The sequence below is a fragment of the Alteromonas sp. AWJ4_197 genome (assembly GCF_056160285.1).
In genome coordinates this window covers 1-467 of sequence record NZ_JBSWWW010000052.1, presented here as the reverse complement: position 1 = coordinate 467, position 467 = coordinate 1, and the positions used below count along the sequence as shown (strand labels likewise).

1 protein-coding gene is annotated in these 467 nt (G+C 72.6%); it reads right to left on the bottom strand.

Going from position 1 to position 467, the window contains the following annotated elements; genetic code table 11:
- A partial coding sequence (locus ACXAGC_RS20495; RefSeq protein ID WP_474846863.1) for a DUF418 domain-containing protein occupies positions 1 to 442 on the bottom strand: 442 nt, incomplete at its 3' end.
- Positions 443 to 467: the final 25 nt, after the last annotated feature.

Here is a 467-nt window from a genome sequence, read left to right as displayed (position 1 = left end):
GGACGACGCCGCGCTGCACCCGCTCCGAGGTGGTCACCAGCCACGCCACGACCATCCCCGTGAGCGCGTAGCCCATCAGGACGTCGAACTCGATGATCAGCAGGTAGTTGAGCAGCCCGTCCAGGAACAGGATCCCCGCCCGCACCCGGTAGGACCGGGGCCACGCGAGTCCGCGCCGCCGGGCGGAGGCGTGCTGGACGGCGAGGCCGATCCCGAAGAGGAGCATCAGCAGGCCCAGGAACTTGCCGTTGGCCGCGGCCATCAGCAGCGCCTGGGCAGCGCGCGCCGCTCCGCCGTCGGTGCCGGCCAGCGGATCGGTCAGGTAGCCGAGGAAGCCGCCCTGGTGGCTGAAGATCCAGATGTTGGTGGCGAGCGTGCCGAGGATCGCGAGACCGCGGGCCACGTCGAGGGCCGCGATGCGGGAGGGGGCGGGAGCGGGCATGGGTCCACTCTGCCCGGCCCCGGCA